Origin of the sequence: Peribacillus sp. NPDC101480, assembly GCF_050277335.1 — a bacterium.
Taxonomy (GTDB): Bacteria; Bacillota; Bacilli; order Bacillales; family DSM-1321; genus Peribacillus.
Window position 1 is genome coordinate 272,875 of the sequence record NZ_JBNNSB010000006.1, and the last position, 17,252, is coordinate 290,126.

At 41.2% G+C, this 17,252-nt stretch carries 19 protein-coding genes and 1 pseudogene; 17 read left to right on the plus strand and 3 right to left on the minus strand.

From position 1 onward, the window contains the following. Positions 1-226 precede the first annotated feature (226 nt). From ACQKMF_RS20540 to ACQKMF_RS20570, 7 genes and pseudogenes are all read left to right on the plus strand, one after another. A complete protein-coding gene (locus ACQKMF_RS20540; protein ID WP_402944292.1) occupies positions 227-766 on the plus strand; it encodes a GrpB family protein in 540 nt (179 codons plus the stop codon). Then, positions 747-1,355 carry a YdbC family protein gene (locus tag ACQKMF_RS20545; RefSeq protein WP_402944289.1) on the plus strand — a complete coding sequence of 203 codons (609 nt, stop codon included), beginning with the start codon at positions 747-749 and terminating at the stop codon, positions 1,353-1,355. Before ACQKMF_RS20540 ends, ACQKMF_RS20545 begins: the two co-directional genes overlap by 20 nt. Positions 1,356-1,457: 102 nt before the next feature. Beyond that, a pseudogene (locus ACQKMF_RS20550) lies at positions 1,458-1,963 on the plus strand (AAA family ATPase); the annotation flags it as partial. Positions 1,964-2,168: 205 nt separating this feature from the next. Beyond that, entirely contained in the window at positions 2,169-2,549 is a 381-nt protein-coding gene (locus tag ACQKMF_RS20555) for a GntR family transcriptional regulator (protein WP_048686641.1), read from the plus strand. Then, positions 2,546-3,232 carry an ABC transporter ATP-binding protein gene (locus tag ACQKMF_RS20560; RefSeq protein WP_034310708.1) on the plus strand — a complete coding sequence of 229 codons (687 nt, stop codon included), beginning with the start codon at positions 2,546-2,548 and terminating at the stop codon, positions 3,230-3,232. The genes ACQKMF_RS20555 and ACQKMF_RS20560 overlap by 4 nt, the downstream gene beginning before the upstream one ends. Next, positions 3,229-4,056, plus strand: a complete 828-nt coding sequence (locus ACQKMF_RS20565; protein ID WP_427574692.1) for a hypothetical protein — start codon at positions 3,229-3,231, stop codon at positions 4,054-4,056. Before ACQKMF_RS20560 ends, ACQKMF_RS20565 begins: the two co-directional genes overlap by 4 nt. A 24-nt stretch (positions 4,057-4,080) precedes the next feature. Next, positions 4,081-5,295 carry a hypothetical protein gene (locus ACQKMF_RS20570; protein WP_427574694.1) on the plus strand — a complete coding sequence of 405 codons (1,215 nt, stop codon included), beginning with the start codon at positions 4,081-4,083 and terminating at the stop codon, positions 5,293-5,295. 80 nt (positions 5,296-5,375) lie between these two features. Here ACQKMF_RS20570 and ACQKMF_RS20575 read toward each other — a convergent pair whose 3' ends face one another. Both ACQKMF_RS20575 and ACQKMF_RS20580 read right to left on the minus strand, forming a co-directional pair. Continuing rightward, a complete protein-coding gene (locus tag ACQKMF_RS20575) occupies positions 5,376-6,575 on the minus strand; it encodes an MFS transporter (protein ID WP_230177797.1) in 1,200 nt (399 codons plus the stop codon). Positions 6,576-6,587: 12 nt separating this feature from the next. After that, positions 6,588-7,007 carry a MarR family winged helix-turn-helix transcriptional regulator gene (locus ACQKMF_RS20580; protein ID WP_230177961.1) on the minus strand — a complete coding sequence of 140 codons (420 nt, stop codon included), beginning with the start codon at positions 7,005-7,007 and terminating at the stop codon, positions 6,588-6,590. Between the two features lie 165 nt (positions 7,008-7,172). Here ACQKMF_RS20580 and ACQKMF_RS20585 point away from each other — a divergent pair, with 165 nt between their 5' ends. After that, positions 7,173-7,574: a hypothetical protein gene (locus ACQKMF_RS20585; protein WP_427574696.1), complete on the plus strand. Its 402-nt coding sequence runs from the start codon at positions 7,173-7,175 to the stop codon at positions 7,572-7,574. Positions 7,575-7,840: 266 nt separating this feature from the next. Here the strand turns inward: ACQKMF_RS20585 and ACQKMF_RS20590 are convergent, their stop codons facing one another. Then, entirely contained in the window at positions 7,841-8,488 is a 648-nt protein-coding gene (locus tag ACQKMF_RS20590) for a DUF6944 family repetitive protein (protein WP_101224818.1), read from the minus strand. Between the two features lie 135 nt (positions 8,489-8,623). Between ACQKMF_RS20590 and ACQKMF_RS20595 the strand changes: the two genes are divergently transcribed. The 9 genes from ACQKMF_RS20595 (at position 8,624) to ACQKMF_RS20635 (ending at position 17,252) form a co-directional block, all read left to right on the plus strand. Next, positions 8,624-9,106, plus strand: a complete 483-nt coding sequence (locus tag ACQKMF_RS20595; protein ID WP_402944267.1) for a DUF4306 domain-containing protein — start codon at positions 8,624-8,626, stop codon at positions 9,104-9,106. A gap of 221 nt (positions 9,107-9,327) precedes the next feature. Then, on the plus strand, positions 9,328-9,975 hold the full coding sequence (locus ACQKMF_RS20600) for a pentapeptide repeat-containing protein (RefSeq protein ID WP_402944263.1): 648 nt from the start codon (positions 9,328-9,330) through the stop codon (positions 9,973-9,975). A gap of 237 nt (positions 9,976-10,212) precedes the next feature. Next, positions 10,213-10,917, plus strand: coding sequence for a VOC family protein (locus ACQKMF_RS20605; RefSeq protein WP_427574699.1), 705 nt, complete (start codon positions 10,213-10,215; stop codon positions 10,915-10,917). 222 nt (positions 10,918-11,139) lie between these two features. After that, positions 11,140-12,420 (plus strand): M20 family metallopeptidase, encoded by a 1,281-nt coding sequence (locus ACQKMF_RS20610; RefSeq protein WP_427574701.1) that lies wholly within the window; start codon positions 11,140-11,142, stop codon positions 12,418-12,420. A gap of 306 nt (positions 12,421-12,726) precedes the next feature. Next, positions 12,727-12,882 carry a hypothetical protein gene (locus tag ACQKMF_RS20615; protein WP_402944254.1) on the plus strand — a complete coding sequence of 52 codons (156 nt, stop codon included), beginning with the start codon at positions 12,727-12,729 and terminating at the stop codon, positions 12,880-12,882. Between the two features lie 75 nt (positions 12,883-12,957). Continuing rightward, positions 12,958-13,275 carry an alpha/beta fold hydrolase gene (locus ACQKMF_RS20620; protein ID WP_427574703.1) on the plus strand — a complete coding sequence of 106 codons (318 nt, stop codon included), beginning with the start codon at positions 12,958-12,960 and terminating at the stop codon, positions 13,273-13,275. 81 nt (positions 13,276-13,356) lie between these two features. After that, complete coding sequence (locus ACQKMF_RS20625; RefSeq protein WP_427574755.1) at positions 13,357-13,719, plus strand: thioredoxin family protein; 363 nt, start codon at positions 13,357-13,359, stop codon at positions 13,717-13,719. A gap of 174 nt (positions 13,720-13,893) precedes the next feature. Next, complete coding sequence (locus ACQKMF_RS20630; protein WP_101224812.1) at positions 13,894-14,400, plus strand: Rrf2 family transcriptional regulator; 507 nt, start codon at positions 13,894-13,896, stop codon at positions 14,398-14,400. A gap of 2 nt (positions 14,401-14,402) precedes the next feature. Beyond that, a complete protein-coding gene (locus ACQKMF_RS20635) occupies positions 14,403-17,252 on the plus strand; it encodes a YhgE/Pip family protein (protein WP_427574757.1) in 2,850 nt (949 codons plus the stop codon).

A 17,252-nucleotide genomic window follows, 5' to 3' on the forward strand; every position in this document is an offset into this window, starting at 1 on the left:
ACGCCAGTTAGCAGATTTTGTTAAGCATTGGATGTACCAACTATTTTGAAAGATACGAATGTGACTTCCATACAAAAAGCGAAGTAAAAGTAAAATGTAAGCGTTATCCAAAAAGCAGCCGGGGGTTATTATCCCGGCTGCTTTTTTGTGATATATGAACATTGGTGTTAAAATAAGGAAATAATCAAAAGGAATGTAAATGCCAATTCCTATCAAGGAGGCTTACATGAGAAAGGTCGAGGTTGTTCTATATAAGAAAGAATGGTCAAAGCTATTTCATGATGAATACCAAAAATTAGAGGATATTTTCGGGCCTGAAATGATAGAGTTATACCATATTGGCAGTACGGCCATACCGGCCATCCATGCCAAGCCAGTAATAGATATTTTGGCAGTGGTTAAAGATGTGGAATGTGTGGCTGATTTTAATAAAGAGATGGAAGAGATAGGGTATGATGCCAGGGGCGAGAACGGAATCGCCGGACGACGGTTTTTTCATAAAGGCGGGGATGAGAGGACGCACCATATTCACATGTTTGAAAAAGGACATGAGGAAATAGCCAGACACCTCGCTTTTCGGGATTATTTGCTATCACACCCTGATGAAGCACAAAAATATAGTAGGCTGAAGCAGCGCTTGGCAGCGGAATTCCCAGATGATATTAAAGGATATGTTAACGGGAAAAATGATTTTATCAAAAAGGTTGATGAAAAAGCGAAACATTGGGCGAAGCGTGGTAATCATCATGTTAATGAAGTGGATTAAATGCCAAGTGAATGAGGAAAACAAGCGTTCATTTTCAAAAGCACAAGAGGGATGGGTAGAATTGCGTCATTGTGCTGGTTTCATGGGTCAAATCGGAGGGTGGAATAGATATGAACCCTTTGAAGCAGGCATTCTCTCCGTTTGGAAAAATCTCCATGTCTATCAAAGTTTCATGCAGCATCAGCATGATGCAATATTCGGGAAGAGTGACCAGGGAAGTACTTATACAAATATTTCTGTCGATATATTCGAGAGTATTTTCAATATAGGAACAACAGACATTACAGCTTTTTTCGGCAAGGGGAAATTACTGCGAGTGGCTGACTGTTCTGTTGAAAAGGATAAACGAGCCCGTTTTGAGCAGGTGCTAAAAGAAGTAGGGAGCAAGGGCATGCTGTCTGGCGCATTCGGTAGAAAAAGGCAAAACGGCAGATACCTTGTCGCCTCAATATGGGACAGTGAATTTTCACATCAAAGGTATGCGGATAAGGAATTGCCTTCCCTGATAAACGAATCGGGAGTGAACGTTTCAACCCATCGCATTACAGGAAGTTTAATTGAATTGCATCCAAAGTGGGTGGTCATTTAGAATCGAACATTATCAATCTATCAATTGAGGCTATGGCGTCTTGGATTTGAACGTTAAGGACATATCAGAGCTCTAAATATATTCTACAGAAGGTGATTACAAATGAAACTAGATTATGATTCACAGTACATCAGGGGCATCTACCTCAATAGAGACCGAATATCTTCGTATGACCATTTCCCTCTTGATCTGCCGGTTATCAGGCATCTTCAGGAAGTTGCTTTTCATCCAAGTGTTACCTATGTCATCGGGGAAAATGGAATGGGGAAGTCCACCTTGCTTGAAGGTATTGCGATTGCGTATGGCTTCAATCCGGAAGGCGGAACGTTAAATTTCATTTCTCCAATTATGATTCACATTCCAATTTGGACGAATACCTCCGTTTGAAAAAAGGCGTATACAAACCGAAGGATCATTTTTTCTTTAGGGCGGAAACCTTTTATAATTTAGCTACCAATATAGAGGAATTGGACAGGGAGGCATCGTTTGGGTCGAAAATCATTGATTCCTTCGGTGGAAAATCACTTCACCAGCAATCTCATGGGGAATCGTTCTTTTCAGCATTTGTAGAACGATTTCAAGGCAATGGTTTGTATATCCTCGATGAGTCTATTTCAATGAGATTTTAGCATCTCCATGAAAAGCAACTAAGGAAAAACCCCGTCTGCACTGCGCATACGGGGTTTTCATTTTTTTGGAATTCCTTGTTGACAGCTTAGGTGTATTACGGGTATAGTACATCTATAAGGTGTATGAACCACTTAGTACATACACGTATATCAGGCTTTTTTTAATAAATAGGGGGTGGTTTTAATGAACGTAAATACCCGGGAACCGGTATATCTGCAAGTCGTTAGGCATTTTAAAGAACAAATAGCCATTGGTAATTTCGTGGCGGGGCAGGAAATTCCCTCCCGAAGAGAACTGGCGGCTTCACTTAATATAAATCCCAATACCGCTCAAAAAGCGTATAAAGAAATGGAGGAACAGGGCTTGATTCATACAGAACGAAATTTCCCCAGTCAAATCACCACGAATGAAACGATACTACAGGCTGTAAGGCAGGAATTGATTTTGGCAGCCGTCGATACGTTTGTCGATGCGATTCGTCCGATTAATGTACCGGTTGATGAACTGCTTCGTGTGGTTAAAGAAAAATACTCGGAAGAAATAAGGGAGGAGGAAGAACAATGATAGAAGTAAAAAAGATCTCCAAGAATTATGGACGGAAAAAGATCTTGGATGATGTTTCATTTACAGCCAATAAAGGCGAAGTCACTTGTCTGATCGGTATAAATGGTGTCGGTAAAACGACTACACTCAAAGCGATCATGGGATTGACGCCATATAAAGGTGAAATCCTGATCGATGATCAAAAGATGACAAAGGACAGTTATGAAAAAATCACCTTCATTCCGGACGCACCGACCATGCTTCCGCAAATGACCATTAAACAGGCAATGGTTTTCATGTCGGATTTCTATACGTCCTGGAATCCGGAAAGAGCTAACCAGCTAATGGGGTTTTTCAAGCTTAAAGAGGAGAATCGCATTTCGGAATTGTCAAAAGGGAATACAGCTAAGCTTAACCTGATGCTTGGTTTGTCCCTTGACGTCGATTATGTACTGATGGACGAACCATTTTCGGGAATCGATATGTTTAGCCGCGAGCAAATTGCCGATGTCTTTGCGAGCCACCTGATTGAAGATAGAGGAGTCATCATCACGACCCATGAAATCGGTGATATTGAACATTTGATCGATAAGGTCATTTTATTGGATAACGGTACAGTGCTTAAAGAGTTCAATACAGAAGAAATGCGTGAAGAGGAAGGGAAATCGGTAGTCGATGTAATGAGAGAGGTGTATCAATCATGATGCGATATATAAAACTAGTGAACTTTGAAATCAACCGTTTCAGTAAAATCTATCTTAGCTTATTGTTGATAACCTTGGTCTCGCAATTTGCCGGAGTGATCATCGTAACGAAGAGCCTTCTTAAAGATGCCAGGGATGTCATGAAAGAAGAAAGACTATCTGAAGCCGCTTATATTACCAATTATGGAAGATTTGACTTTAATTTTATCGCAGATACCCTCTTGTTTGTAGGACCGATAGCGCTGAGTGCGGTTGCCCTTATTTTTTACATTTTCCTTATTTGGTATCGTGATTGGCTTGGAAAGAATACATTCATTTATCGTCTATTGATGTTACCGACATCCAGATTATCGATCTACCTTTCAAAAGCTACGGCCATCTTCCTGATGGTATTAGGGTTGATTGCTTTCCAAATCATCATTTTACCAATGGAAAATGCCCTATTTAATTCAAATGTGCCACAAGCGCTCTTGAATGAAATGTCAACTTTCACCATTACGAAACTCAGTCCGATTTTGTCATTGATCATCCCAAGCACGTTCACGCAATTCCTGCTTTCCTATGGCATCGGTCTTATGATCATGTCGATATTATTCACGGCGATCATGTTTGAAAGAAGTTTCCGCATAAAAGGAATCATAATGGGCTTGTTATATTGCGGAATCGCTGCTGTGTTGTTTTTAGCCCCAGTTTTAATGGAAATCGGGAATTTCTATTTCTATCCTAATGAATTATTTAGCCTGATGCTCGCAATAGGGATCATTTTGACAGGATTATCGGTTTGGCTTGGTGCTTGGTTATTGAAAAATCGGGTTACCGTATAACAACTTTAAAGGAGAGTGAACAAGGTGAAACGTTATTTATGCAGCATCATTATTGGAATGGTTGTCATCTTAAGCATCGGGACCTATTATGTCAAAGTAGCTTCCTCCGCTTCCAGCCTTCCAAAGTATACGTTCAAGACACTGGAAGGCAGCGATAAAGAGCTTGATCCGGTGATCATAAATGCTACGCTTCAAAATGGCAGTACATTTTATGAACCATTAACAATTGAATCCAATACAACGACATATGCCAGCGAAATGTCTTACTTGGAGAACTTAACTGGAAGACAAGATCATCTAATTGAAAGATTGGTAAAAGAACATCGTTCATTTATGCGTGGCAAGGATTCCATTAGTTCTTTATATGAAGACGATGATTTTCTTGCTTATGCTTGGGTGAATAGCGATATTACGAATAACGGGAAGATGGAAGCAAAGTTTGATATCGGTTTACTGGAAAAGAAAGATGAAGAGGAAACTTCTTTCCAAATTGAACTTCCGAATCAAGGGAGAATCATGAATATTGATGTCAGAGATGTGCAATTGGTCCATTCAAAACTACAGGTTTTAACGATGAATGATGTGAATTCCAACAATGAGAAGCAGACAAAAGAGGTTCATCTGTATACGATAGATGTAGCCAATAAAAAAATCTTGAGCGATAAAACCCTTGTATCTGAAACCTTTACTGACCCTAATCAAGTTGATTTTCAGATGCCAATCGATGTTGCTCCCTCAAAGCCAAACAATATGGTATTCATTTCATTAATTAAAGGAGTAAATCATGAGGAGGGTCCTTATGAGGAAAAACTAAAAGAAAGCAAGCTTTTATCTTATAATTATGAAACGGAAAAATTAGAAACGGTTAAAAAAGGATCACTTAGCCTGGACATGGCTAGATCAGGTTATGCAGACGGAAAAAACCTTTATGTAGTTGAAATGAAATCAGGTAAATATCGCATTAAAACGTTTGACCTCAGCAGTCAAACATTAACGAATGACACGGAGCTGGATATAGCTGCTAATAAAGAAGAGCAATATACCGCTGCCTTTAAGAACGGGCGTGTGTACTTCCTATTGAACGGAATGAATCAGGATGGCTTATTAACATACAAACCTGCCAAACTTCTGATTGCAGATATAAAGACTGGAAAGACTTTATATAAAGGTGAAACAGTCATAAATAAAAAGAACAGCAAAGGTTTTGAACTTTATATCGATGACCTGGAAATAAAATAAGGACCTAATATAGCTAGAAGCTGTTTCAAAAAGCTTTAAATGAAAAAGGGATATCCCCCAATGGGATATCCCTTTTTATTTTAAATGGAAGCCAAGTTCGTTCTGGCTGTACGTTCCTTCTTGCCGTGCAAGAAGTAGTAAAGGACGGAGGTTGCGATGACCAAAACGCCCAAGATGACATAAAGTGTGCTGTAACCTGTTACCGGAATGATGAATCCCAGAATATAAGGGCCGAATCCAAGTCCTGCATCAAGCATGATAAAGAAGGTGGACGTTGCCATCCCCATTCGGTGAGGCGGTGTCAGTTTAACGGCAATCGCCTGTGAGCTGGATTGCATATTACCGAATCCAAGGCCAATTAGGAAACCGGCTGCCAGTAAAGTGAAACTATTGGTTGTCATACTTAGAAGGAGCAATCCGATTCCGAAAATAATGAAAGCCGGATACATAATGAAGTTCGATCCTTTCCGGTCCATCAATGGTCCTGAAAAAGGACGTGATAACAATACGGCTACTGCGTAAACTACAAAGAAGAAGCTTGCCGTATTGACCAGATCGATTTCAATGGCATAAAAACTGATGAAAGAAAGGACACTGGAATAACAGAATGCCAATAACAAAGTGATGATTGAGATGGGCAGTGCCTTAGGTTCAATGAAATTGGAAAGCTTGAATCCTTTGCTTTCCGTAACTTTGGCAGTCACTTTCAATGCCGGGACATACAAGAAGAATGCTGTAATCAGGGAGATTACCCCTAAAGCCAGGCAGAAACTGAAAATGACTTGGAAGCTTGTATGTTGAGCCATATACAGACCGATGAAAGGACCGATTGCCGTCGCAAGCGTTGCACTCATGCTGTAATAGCCGATGCCTTCTCCCTTTCGAGTTGCCGGGATGATCTGGGCGACGATCGTGCCTGTCGCAGTACTAGCCATCCCCATCGCCATCCCATGAATCAGGCGGTTAACAAGCAGGAAGCCAATTCCAAGGTCCACAAAATATAGAAGTGTTGTCAAAGTGAAAAAGATCAAGCCTATGAATAATGTTTTCTTCCGGCCGATTGAATCAATGAAACGGCCGATGAATAGACGTCCGATTAACGTCCCGATAATAAAAATACCCGATATGAGTCCGGCTTCACTTGTAGAAGCATCCAATTCATTAACAGCATAGATGGCAAGTGTCACCATCAGTAAATAAAAGATTAATGTGATGAAAAAATTGATGGACGAAACGATGACAAAGTCCTTCGTCCACAGTCTGGCTCTGGATTGATCCATTTTATTATCTCCTTACTTTATAATGTTATTTCTTATTTCGCCCATGATGCGTATGGCTGCAAGTTGTTCCTCTTCAGTGATTCCTTGCAAGATATCCTGTTCGTATTGATCGATTGTCACGCGGACTTCACTGTAAATTTTTTTGCCAAGCTCCGTAAGCCGCATTCTTTTCTCGCGTCTATCTTTGCTTGGCACATGCTCGACATACCCCAGCTCTTCCAAGCGGCTAATGGTCCTCGTAATCGTTGGTTTTTCCACACTTTGATAATTGGCAAGCTCTACAAGCGTCGCCGAACCATTATTGATTAAGAAATGTAAAATGGACCATTGCGCCCTGTGTAAATCATGCTTATTCAGCTGGATATTAAGATTATTTTCAAACGGCCGGTACAGCAGTAATAATTGCTGAAAGAATTTTTGGAAAGTCTTTATCAGAAACACCTCTTATCAATATATAGTTATCGTGAGTAATTGTTACCCTGAGTAACTATAATACCAAAACAAATCCATTCTGTCCACTCGGATATGTATTGTTTAGTTAAATCAGGTTTTTAGCTAAAATGAATGGGAATATAGGAATAGGAGATGATGTGAAGCATGAATAAATCTATGATCGCGTTAATTGCCACAGTAACAATGCTAACTGCTTGCAATAATGACAAAGCGGATGAAAACGGGGAAAAATCTGTCCTAACAACAGATGAAAATCAAACCCAAACTGAAAATGAACAACAAAAACAACCTTCGCAAACAGAAACTCAAACAAGTCATAATCATGAGAGGTGGTCTTCTTTGCCCGAATATGACAAAATCATCGAGCAAATCGGCAATGAAGACTATACTTTCAATAAGGAAACGGATAACGATGGTAAACGAGTATTCCTTATTGAGTTGAACGGTGAAAAACAATATAAAACCGTTTTCGTCAAAAATACCAATCGCCTGAAAATTATCAAAATAAATGTCGGCGGAGAGGTTTACGACGGAATCTTAAAATAAGTGGACCTGCGTAAGTGGTGGTTTTGATAAAGGGGTCGGGGGGAAAGGGCTGTAAACCTTTAAGGTTATCGCATTCCCTATCATAGAGGGCGAGCGAGTGGGTCTGCTGCTTCCCGGCATCATGTTGATGAGATCACTAGAAAGTTAATGGGCAGAGGATTTGCCATCCTTTATGCCGACAAACATTAATTGCCGGTGGGAAGGATCATTATGCTGTATATTTCGAAGATCCCGATCGGAGGAAGAACGAACTCACGGCCCCTTAATCATACGCAATAGTTGGCATAGCTATAATGGCCGTTATGTCCATCTTTCCCTTTCTCTGGTTCGGGTTCTGGGCCAAGTGAAAAGGCCTCGATCAATATAAATGCACCGAAAACTTGGGTCCAGCTGCCTAGTAAAAGAATTTGTTCTCCCATCCGTCGTTTTTCGTTTAAAATGAAGATATTTCCGACCGATTCCAAAAAAGAACCGGCTGCAATGAGTCCATTTCCCTTGATCTCAAAAGAGCGTGAAATGGACTCCTCCGTCAATGATGCCCCGAATGCTTCAAATGCGGCACCTAGTCCTTGGATTCCACTGCCAAGTGCATCGGTTCTGGTGCCCTCTTCCTCTGAACCACTCAACTGCATATCTATTCCAACTGCATTTGCGATATTGCCAATAGCCTCAAGCCAAGCACCGAATATGAAATAGGTTTCCGATCGTTCATTATCCGAGTTCAGCATTTTCGAACGGCCGATTGCTTGCAGCGAATTTCCAACGGCCTCAATGCCATTCCCTTTGAGGACAAGATCTTTTCCGAGGTTAGTCCCCGTTAAAGTTTGCCGGGTTTGCCCGATTGCACCTACAAGTGTGCCGATGCCAAGTAACCATGCTCCTGAAATAAGGAGGTCATCTCCATGAGTGATCATATCTCAAACGCTCCTTAAAAGTGGTTAGATTATATTATTCAGGAAACAGTGTTTGTTTACATATTGCTTTAACACCGTAAGCTCGGGTTGAAAAATAACCATTTATTGGTATAATGACAGCTGGAGGAGATGATATTGACATTTAGCATTTTTTTACAAATGATTATCACTGCACTTTTCTTTATCGTTTTTATGTTTTGTACCTGGTACGAAGGCAGTGAAATCCTGGATAGACCTTGGGAATGGAAGTATTCCACCCATTTCACACAAGTTAATGATGATCAGAGGATGGAAGCAGATGATATTTCGAGTTTTGATTATTTCGTGTATGCCGCAAAATTCAAGCCGCTATTTCCACTTCTTATGGTCTTAGCCGCATCGTACTTTATCATACTTACGGGATATATCCTATTCAAAAGAAGGATTAAAAAAATGGCACTATTCTTCTTTGGATTGGGTATCCTTTTTCTGCTTTCAAGTGGTTTTGTATCCAATTCCCCGACTGTTGGAGGAAATATCTTTCAAGCACTTTTTCTGATAGGCGGAATGATAGCCATATTTAGTGGAGTTCTATATTATTTCCGGATGCCAAGAGGATTCAATACGTTCATGAAGTAAGCAAGGCTGCCAATGAGGCAGCTTTTTTTTTGGAAAGATGACACAAAATAACGAAAAATAATAGTCATTTCCGCGAAATTCTTAGATTGAACTTCACTGAAATGTAGTTTATAGTTAAGTCGAAATTTAGTAGACCAGTTGCTATATTACCGGCGATGAACCCTTATCGGTTGGATATAGGGTTATCCAGTGATTGAAGAATAAAGCGAAAAGGTGATAATATGTCAGGCAAAATAAAAATTGAACAGCCAAAGATTCCCCATGACTTACCCCAAGCGAACTTTCAGGAAATATATTATCAAGATGAGCCTTATCTTGAGTCCTGTATCATAACTAATTGCACGATCGATAGAGAAAATATGGAAAAAATCGTATTATCACAGATTGTTTTTAAAAATGTGACATTCAGCGATGTATCATTCAGGAATATTGAGCTGACGGATGTCATTTTTGATCATTGCGATTTGACGAATGCCGATTTCATGGGCGGCTCGATTCATCGGGTGGAATTCAAAGAGTCCAAACTTTTAGGCATTAACCTGTCTGACGCAAGTTTAGGGAATGTCTCCTTTGAGAATTGCAACCTTAATTTAAGTGCTTTTGGTTATTCCAGTTTAAAGCTAGTGAAGTTCGATCATTGCTCATTGGAAAGTGCTGATTATTATGAATGTAAATTCATTAAAGTGAAGTTTGAAACATGCAGATTAAATGAAGTGAACTTTTCCCGGACACCGCTCAAAGGAATTGATATTAGCAGTTCTACATTTCAAAGGCTTACCGTATCCCCGGAGGATTTAAAGGGATGCGAAGTTTCCCCGGACCAAGCTATAGTCTTTGCAGCCATGCTTGGACTGAAAATTAAAGAGTGAACCTTTTTAAGATGTAAATTGAGCTAATGGAGAGTTAACTGCGAGATCTTCAATGAAGCAGAAGCGAGGACCACCGATTTGGTGGTCCTTTTTGAGTTGGCTTGTCGCTAATTCATTGGATATTTATGGTGAAAAAAGGGAGGGTGAATAGAATTATATAGATTTTGAATAGTACGGAATGTTTGCATAAATGCAGGATATCTTTACAATATTTGTTAATCGGAGGGGGATTGAACGTTGATTATCAATAAGGTCACTTTGTACAGTCATGTCTTGGATGAAATGCGGAGTTTTTATGTTGATGTGTTAGGATTTGAGTTTTTATCGCAAACTGATGATGGTTTTGTAATAAAGGCAGGGGAAAGTGTGCTTGAAATTAAAAAATATCATCACAAAGGAAAGCCTTTTTACCATTTTGCCATGAACATACCGACCAATTTATTTACTTCGGCAAAAGCATGGGCGAAATCAAAAGTGAAATTGACTAGAGAAGATGATGATGACGAAGTTTATTTCAGCTTTTCAGACGCACATTCTTTTTATTTTTTAGACCCTTCAGGCAACATTGTCGAGTTCATATCGAGATATTCCGTATCACCCGAATCCGAGGCTGAGTCTTTTTCAGCACAAAACGTCCTGTGCATCAGTGAAATAAACATTACGACAGATGAAGTCAGGGCTTTGGGAAATCAGTTGATCAGTAATGGTGTACCTGTAAGGAAGGGTGAGGCAATAAGTGAAGATGGATTGAATTTCATGGGGGAACATGAAGCAGGTTCGTTTTTACTTTTAGGTCCAAGGAAACGGCGTTGGATTTTCTCGGATAAAGAGTCGAAAATCTTTCCGCTTTCGCTAGTCATAAATCAGCAACTGGATATTTCATTGGATGGCAAAGGATTTATGAAATTAAAACCAGTCAAGTATAATCAGCCAAATAGTTGAAAGAATTGCTGTTAAGATAACGGAGGTTAGGCATTACCCCTATATATTTTTGGCTCATTAAGTTTAACTATAGCATTGAACGAGACTTTAAAATAACATGTATCAAATGTTTCCCCACTTTTAGCCTCAGAAATATGATCTAGGAACAGTACATAGAATAGTATAGAAATACTGCGGCTAAAATACTGCGGCTAATGCTGGACATGGAGGGGATGAATTTATATGAGTACCAGAATAATCCGGCAGCTGATAAGGTCAAGGCAACAGGAATTAGTCGAACTTGCTGCTTCATTTATTCGAATTCCATCTGAAAACCCATCGCCCGAGTTTAAGAAGCGGTCAGCAGAAATGGGACGCCATATTAGCCGATACCTAGCAGCAAAAGGGTTCTTGATTACCGAGCACCGCCGTAGCGAAAATTCGTTGGTTACCGTGGTCTGTGATGCTCCCTTAACCAGGGTACCTGGTCCACGGCTCCTATTTTGTGGACATACAGATGTCGTACCTGCTGGCGATTGTTCACATTGGACCTTCAATCCTTTCTCTGGAGAAGTCAGAGCGGGTATGCTTTTGGGTAGGGGAGCCTCCGATATGAAAGGAGGCTTGGCATCACTGGTTTTTGTGGCTGGGCTACTTCAGGAGTTCGCCCCCGCTCTTAATTTGAAAGGTAGCCTAGGAGTTATTGCCTCTCCGGATGAAGAGACTGGCGGCATTGAGGTGGCCTCGCTCCTGGAACAAGGATTGATTAAAGGTGATGCTTGTCTGATTGGTGAACCAACGGACCCCCACCATCCGAATGCCGGCGAAAAGGGCAAGGCATGGATGCAGGTGTTCATACCAGGTCAGGCAGATCATGGCAGCCTACAACCGCTTTATGGAATCTCCGCCATACGAAGAGGGGCAGCCGCGGTCGAAGCACTAACCAAGCTATGGGAGCTCAAGGCAACGCCTCCGGCAGAGCCTTGTCAACTTTTGTACAATACTGAGTGGCTCCTATCTCAGTATCCAGGAAATCCCTTATTGTCACAGTTACTTTATCGTCCCTCTTACAATCCAGGTGTAATCCAGGGCGGAACAAATGTGAACGTCGTCGCAGACAAGTGTATCATTAAAGTGGATACCCGGGTTCCATTCGGTATGAAGTCCGAGTTTGTACTTGATGTCGCTAGGAATCTTGTTAGTGCTGTAGCGCCAGGTGCGATTGTAGAGCCTATAGTACCCTGTACTAACCCGAACTGGACCTTAGAGAATCGTCCAATTGTAAGGGCCATAGAACTGGGAATTCAGAGTGTCCTTGGAATGGAGGAACCCGTCTTCAGCTTACTTTTGCTTGGTTCAAGTGATGCCAGTCACTTCCGGCGCCATGGCATTGACACCGTCCTTTATGGTCCTGGGCTGGAACAAACTATCCATGGGTACGATGAGCGGGTTTCAGTGGAGAGCTTAGTGGAATCTGCCGAGATATATGCTGAGACGGCAGTGAAGTATCTTAGATCATTTTAAACCTATTTTCATTAAACTTTATGCAGGTTAACGATGCAGGGTATACTGCACGTGCTACTGCTAATGTTCTCTTTCAAGGTGTATATGGTGGTGGTTATTGGTGGGATTATTTATATACTCGATGGTATTAATTCTTTATAGTGTGTTTTGATCAAACTTTGTTTTACATTTACATGAAGACCAAAAGCTAAAAAAAGCTTGGAGCAGAAAACCGCTTCAGGCTTTTTCAGTTTTGTGGCCAAAGAGGTTCGTAAGTGACACCCCGAACCATGAGGAGCGGACGGGTAGAAAAAAGTGCGATAACGAATGAAAAAACTTAAACAAGACCTGGTTGTACTGCCAAGCCATATTTTCGGAGAAAGAGCGTTGGTGAAAATAGAGGAAACCGGGACGGATGATCAAAGAAGGATGGCAAGACTTCTATTCGAGGGGACTATGGAAAAACAGCAAATGGCAGAATGAATTCAGTATAGTCATGGAACCGCTCTATTTTTATTCATAAGGGGAAAAGTAAGATCTGAAGCGGAAAAAGAGATAATGAGAAAGAAGAAATCGAATTTTAATTTGGAAGCGGCTAATGAAGGGGTCAAATTTTTAAAAACATTTGACTTAGTGGACGAGTTGAATCAAATAGAGTGTCCAACATTAGTGGCAGGAGGCCGTCACGATTGGATCACTCCTGTAGAGGCATCGATTCTCATCGCCGAAAAGATTCCTGGCAGTGAATTGACCATTTTTGAAAAAAGCTGCCACTATCTTTTCATCGATGAAAATAGGGAATTCATTTCGAGGATTTCTTCTTTCATAAACGAGAGATTTGGACACAAAGAAAAGGCGGCATCGCGCAAAGCATAACCGGGCAAGAGTTAGATACTTTTAGGATAAACCGTTTGTGCTGTGAAGGAATTAATTATATATTAATCCTTGAGTACATTAATTCATGGATTAAAGTATGATGATAAGAAAAGCCCGGAGGAGACGATCATGAAAAATATCAATACAGAACAAGAATATCGTGAACAAATCAACCAAGAGGGACTGACGGTCGGGATTTTTACGACTACATGGTGCCCGGACTGCAAACGTTTAGACATGTTCATCGGTGAGATCACTCAAGAACATCAAGACAAACAGTGGTTTACGATCGATCGTGACGAGTTCCCTGAGATTTCTGAAGAGCAAACGGTAATGGGAATTCCATCACTATTAGTATTTAAAAATGGGGAAAAGGTTGCGCACCTGCACAGTGCAAATGCTAAAACTCCAGAAGCGGTCAATGAATTTCTAAATGACCTATAAAAGATCTTGAAAAGGTGAACCCCGCATGGAGCTGTAATGAGGGGTTCATCTTTTTTTAGAAATTTTTTCTATAAATGACTTGATTTCTAAGGTGAAACGGGTTTTAATTATAGATACCGAATATCCATTATGGATATCAGATATCCACATACATAATGAAAGAGGTGAACTGATTTGCAATTAACAAAAGGGGTAGAGCAAGCTATATGCATCATCGTAATACTCTCTACCCAGGATAAAAATATTCCGCTTTCGTCTAATGAGATCAGCAGGCGATTAGAGGTGTCTCCTTCTTATTTGAAAAAAATCATAAGGAAATTGGTCGTAAAGCAGATAATCACTTCCGTTCCTGGTAATAACGGCGGCCTTACTCTTGCCAAAAGCGTAGATAAGATTAAAAACCTTGAAATAATTGAGGCGATGGAAGGTCCCATTTCGATGTTTCCGGATACAGGACTTATAGAAAAAGCGTTTAAAGATGGAGAGTATGCAGAGAAGGGAATGGATGTCCTTCGTCGGATGTTTTCTCGGGCGGATCAACTTTTAATAGAGTTCTTTTCCAGTCAGACAGTGGCGGATTTGCTTAAAGAAAGCTTTGGCACCACGGACATACCGACTCTTAATTGGAATACCGCGTCATTGAGTGATGTACTGCGTGAAAAGAAAGGTGAAAAGAAGTGAACATGCTTAAACAAGAATGGAAGCTTTTCCTTACAAATCGAAAACTGGTCGGTGTGGCAATCGTTTTACTGTTCGTTCCGATTATTTATGGGGGGTTATTCCTTAGTTCTGCTTGGAATCCATACGGGAATACAGGCAAATTACCTGTTGCGGTCGTGAATAAGGATGTGAAGGCGGAATATGAGGGGAAAACCTTAACAGTCGGTAATGAGCTAATCGAGCAATTAAAGGACAATGATGATTTGGAATGGCATTTCGTAACGGAAAAAGCGGCGAAAAAAGGATTCGATGATGGTACATATTATATGGTCGTTACCATTCCGGAGGACTTTTCAAAAAATGCTTCAACCGTCATGGATGATAAGCCAAAAAAAATGAATTTAACGTATGACGTGAATCCTGGACGCAGTTTCGTTTCTGAAACGGTCGGAAAACAGGCAACGAATAATTTGAAAACGGAAATTGCCGAAAGTGTCACAAAAGAATATGCGGAAGCGATCTTCTCACAACTGGATGAAATCGGAGAAGGATTCGGCGATGCAGCAGATGGGGCATCAAAACTGGATGATGGTGCTGAAAAACTGCATGATGGAAACAAAGAAGTGACAGAAAATCTGAATAAATTAGCTTCCAGCACATTAACCTTTAAAGATGGAGCGAATAAACTTCAAGTTGGCGTTGGCGAGTTTTTGGAAGGAGCCAATAAGCTTGAAAGTGGCGCGTCGGAATTAAATAAGGGAATTTCACAATACACTTCCGGTGTCGGTGAGTTGCAAAAGGGTGCGGACGAACTCGCATCAGGCACAGGGGAATTAACTAATAATAGTGAAGCACTTATACAAGGTTCTTCCCAACTGTCCACTGGGCTGGCCAAAGTGGTTCCAGGAGCGCAAACTTTAAATACTGGATTGGCACAAGCGCAAACAGGCAGTGCGAATTTGAATGATGGGTTGAATCAATTATCACAAAATGCAAGCCAGCTGACAGACCAATCGACTGGAATTCCAAAATTGGCAGCAGGTCAGCAGAGTTTAAATGAGGGAATCAATAAACTGGCAGAAGGAGGCCAGGCGTTAAATGACGGCCTGAAAAAAATGGATGGCCAATTACCCGCAGAAGAACAGCTGAATCAGCTTAAGCAAGGACTGACAAGCATTCAAAGCGGTGTTAATCAATTGCAAGAAGCGGTTCCCGCAGGAAGCAGCGCGTCCGGTACCGTATCCCGCATTACCGAAGACCTCAATAACAGTCAAGCGGCGTTGACGGAACTTCAATCAACGATTGCAAATAATGGCCAGAGCACGATCAATGCCGTTCAAAGCACGGAAGCCTTCAAAAGCATGACCAGTGAGCAACAATCCGAATTAATCGGAGCGGTTCAAAATGAACTACAAAGCCAGGCGGAAGCACAAAAACAAATCGCAGCGACTCTTGCTGCAAGTGTATCCGACTTATCAACGCAATTAAAGGATAAAGTAATGCCTGTATTGAATGGATTGGGCCAGCTTCCGGAACAAGTGGCCAATTTAAATAATGCGGTGAATAAAGTCAATCCAAACGCCGTTTCTGCGTTAAACGGATATACGGCAATAAGGAATGCGCTGGAAGAACAATTGATTCCTGGTGCGACCCAATTAAATGGCGGCATGAATGAAGCTGTTGAAGGAAGCAATCAATTAACGGCGGCAACACAAAGTTTAAATGAACGGACACCAGAATTAGTGAAGGGGATCAACCAGTTAGCTCAAGGCGGTTCCTCGTTAAATAATGGCCTTTCAAAACTAACTGAGGGATCTGGTCAGTTGGTTGATGGAGTTTCACAACTGCAAGCAGGGTCATCCTCCTTTGGAAATGGTCTTGAGAAGTACGCATTTGGTGTTAGCCAAGTTGGCGAAGGGGCAAGCAAACTTGCTAATGGGGCCAATCAACTGGATGCCAACTCAGCGGCATTGAACGAGGGCTCATCAGCACTTGTTAAAGGCACTGAACAATTGGCAAGCAATCTGCCTACTTTGAGCAATGGAGTCATCCAGCTTGCTGATGGCGCAGGTAAGATCAATGAAGGTTCATCAGCACTTGCTGAAGGTTCCGGTAAATTGGGTGATGGAATCTCCTCACTTAAAGATGGAACGGTCGAGCTTTCGGAAAAACTCAGTGATGGTGCAGAAGAAATAAGTGAAAATAAAACAACCGATGATAATTACAGCATGATTGCTGAACCGACACAGGTTAAAGAACAAAAAAGCAGTGACGTGCCGAATTATGGTCATGCACTGGCTCCTTATGTATTGTCTCTTGGGTTATTTGTTGGAGCTATTGCCTTCAATATGGGATTCCCGACAGGCCTGCCTTCTACTAGGCCTACATCAGGATTTGCATGGTGGTTCAGTAAATTTACGGTCCTATTCATCCAAGCGACGCTTTCTGCATTAGTGTTGGATGTGATCATGATTTGGGGAATGGATTTACAGGTCGAGAATATGGGGCAATTCATTGGGGTTTCCATACTGACTTCCCTTACCTTCATGTTCATCGTTACCTTCTTGACCGTAGGGTTTGGAAATCCAGGTCGTTTATTGGCGATGATATTCCTTGTACTACAGCTAGGTGCAAGCGGAGGGATGTTCCCTGTGGAACTGACCAATAACTTCTTCAGTCATGTTCACCCGTTCATACCGATGACATACTCTGTCATGGGCTTCCGTCAGGCGATGAGTACGAGCCTTGGAGCGGATGCATTGACAACTAGTATAGTGTTCCTTACTGGATGCATCATTGTCTTTAATCTGCTGCTATTGCTGACGATGGTCATCAAGAAGCGCAAAGTACACAATATTGAGATGGATGCATAA

Coding starts and splice junctions, on each gene's coding strand:
- ACQKMF_RS20540 (WP_402944292.1), top strand. CDS start 227: ATGAGAAAGGTCGAGGTTGTTCTATATAAGAAAGAATGGTCAAAGCTA.
- ACQKMF_RS20545 (WP_402944289.1), top strand. CDS start 747: ATGTTAATGAAGTGGATTAAATGCCAAGTGAATGAGGAAAACAAGCGT.
- ACQKMF_RS20555 (WP_048686641.1), top strand. CDS start 2,169: ATGAACGTAAATACCCGGGAACCGGTATATCTGCAAGTCGTTAGGCAT.
- ACQKMF_RS20560 (WP_034310708.1), top strand. CDS start 2,546: ATGATAGAAGTAAAAAAGATCTCCAAGAATTATGGACGGAAAAAGATC.
- ACQKMF_RS20565 (WP_427574692.1), top strand. CDS start 3,229: ATGATGCGATATATAAAACTAGTGAACTTTGAAATCAACCGTTTCAGT.
- ACQKMF_RS20575 (WP_230177797.1), bottom strand. CDS start 6,575: ATGGATCAATCCAGAGCCAGACTGTGGACGAAGGACTTTGTCATCGTT.
- ACQKMF_RS20585 (WP_427574696.1), top strand. CDS start 7,173: ATGAATAAATCTATGATCGCGTTAATTGCCACAGTAACAATGCTAACT.
- ACQKMF_RS20590 (WP_101224818.1), bottom strand. CDS start 8,488: ATGATCACTCATGGAGATGACCTCCTTATTTCAGGAGCATGGTTACTT.
- ACQKMF_RS20600 (WP_402944263.1), top strand. CDS start 9,328: ATGTCAGGCAAAATAAAAATTGAACAGCCAAAGATTCCCCATGACTTA.
- ACQKMF_RS20610 (WP_427574701.1), top strand. CDS start 11,140: ATGAGTACCAGAATAATCCGGCAGCTGATAAGGTCAAGGCAACAGGAA.
- ACQKMF_RS20615 (WP_402944254.1), top strand. CDS start 12,727: ATGAAAAAACTTAAACAAGACCTGGTTGTACTGCCAAGCCATATTTTC.
- ACQKMF_RS20620 (WP_427574703.1), top strand. CDS start 12,958: ATGAGAAAGAAGAAATCGAATTTTAATTTGGAAGCGGCTAATGAAGGG.
- ACQKMF_RS20635 (WP_427574757.1), top strand. CDS start 14,403: ATGCTTAAACAAGAATGGAAGCTTTTCCTTACAAATCGAAAACTGGTC.